At 62.2% G+C, this 1758-nt stretch carries 2 protein-coding genes; both read right to left on the bottom strand.

Annotated elements, in window-relative coordinates:
* Positions 1–105: 105 nt before the first annotated feature.
* Positions 106–933: a transglutaminase family protein gene (locus AC1D1X_RS22355; RefSeq protein WP_477699225.1), complete on the bottom strand. Its 828-nt coding sequence runs from the start codon at positions 931–933 to the stop codon at positions 106–108.
* Between the two features lie 58 nt (positions 934–991).
* Positions 992–1758: alpha-E domain-containing protein (locus AC1D1X_RS22350; protein WP_477699224.1), on the bottom strand; the 767-nt coding region annotated here is incomplete at its 5' end.

Below are 1758 nucleotides of genomic sequence, written 5' to 3'. Positions count from 1 at the left end.
CTGCAGACCGGGCAAACCGTTTTGTCTGTCGTCATGGTTTTACGCTCATCGCGAGGCGGGAAAGTGGTCTCGCYGCCCTGAGCGGTTGGAGGAATCAGAAAGCTGTTAGTTTCCCACAACCGGCTCGATGGTGATCTCCACCGTCATCGACTCTTCCCCACCGCCCTGCCGCACACCCTTGATGGGTGGGCAGGCGTTGTAGTCCGTCCCCATGGCCAGGCGCACGTGGCGCTGGTCGATCAAGCAGCTGTGGGTGACGTCAATGCTGACCCAACGTCGGGTGGCCACGTCGAGGCACACGTCACACCATGCGTGGCTGGCGAGGTCGGGCTCGTTGGCGGCGTAGAAGTAGCCGCTGACATAGCGCGCCGGGTAGCCCAGGCTGCGGCAGATGGCGACCATGACGTGGGCCTGGTCCTGGCAGACGCCTGCCCCGGACTTGAAGGCTTCCAGCGCCGTGGTCGTCACGCTGGTGCTGTTTTTCAGGTAGCTCACAGCGCCTGCCACGCCCTGGCTCAATGCCAGCAGGGCCGGCAAGCTTGCAGTGCCGTCAAGGCTTTGCGGGATAAAGCGGCGGCCAAATTCGGCAAGCTCCCAGTGCGGTTCGGCCAGGTGTGTGGCGCRCAGGAAGAAGTACGGATGCGGCAGGGTTTCCGGGTCGTTGAACTCCGCCACGCCAAAGGTTTCCACATCGCCGGCCGCGTTAACCAGGCTCCAGCGCACGTTGTCGGCATCCTTGCCCACAAAGGTGTAAGAGCTGATGGTGTTGCCAAAGGCGTCGCGCTGGGTAAAAAGTTTTTCGGGCGCGCCCAGGCTCCAGAAATGCACCGTCTGCGCCGGGCTGGACTGCGGCGTGAGCCACAGCGTCTGCAGCGCATAGCGCAGCGGCTCCGTGTACCGGTAGTCGGTGATGTGCCTGACGTGCAACTTCATCAAGGCCCCGTCATACAACAGTACCGACCCTTTGCGGCGGCAGAAGTTAGGCCGTCTTTCAAGTGGTGGCCGGCACCAAAAACTCGCGGCTGATGTGTGCGCCCAGCTCGTTCACGCGGTCCAGGAACTGCGTCAGGAAGGCGTGCAAGCCCGTTGCGAGGATTTCGTCGATGCGTGCGTATTGCAAATCAGCCCGCAATTTGCCGGCGCGGCGCTGGGTTTCGCTGCTGGTATCGCTGGTCACCATGGCAAGGTTGCTCATGACTTCGTTCAGGCAGGCCAGCAGGGAGCGCGGCATGTCGGCGCGCAGGATCAGCAGCTCGGCCACGCGCTCGGGTTTGATGACGTCGCGGTAGACCTTGCGGTAGACCTCAAAGCCCGAAACACTGCGCAGGATGGCGCTCCAGTGGTAGAAGTCGTATTCCTGATCCTTCTCGCCGGCCATGCCGAGGAAGTCGTTCTGCACGGCGTGGAACTTCACATCCACCAGCCGCGCGGTATTGTCGGCACGCTCAAGAAAGGTACCGAGCCGCAGGAAGTGAAAGGCTTCGTCCTGCAGCATGGTGCCCAGTGTCACGCCGCGCGACAGGTGCGAGCGGAACTTGACCCATTCAAAGAACTGGCCCGGGTCGCGCTCGAAGTCGCCGCTGCGCAGCATGCGGATGACCTCGAGGTAAGTCTGGTTCTGCGTTTCCCACACTTCGGTGGTCAGCGTGCCGCGCACGGCACGGGCGTTTTCACGGGCGTTCTGCAGACAGGAAATGATGCTGGACGAGTTTTTCTCATCACGCACCATGAAGTCCATCACGTCGCGCGGATTGATGG

It is taken from the genome of Polaromonas sp. P1_G4 (genome assembly GCF_056405475.1).
The sequence above is the reverse complement of the archived record's forward strand: the minus strand, read 5'-3'. Positions and strand labels throughout refer to the sequence as shown.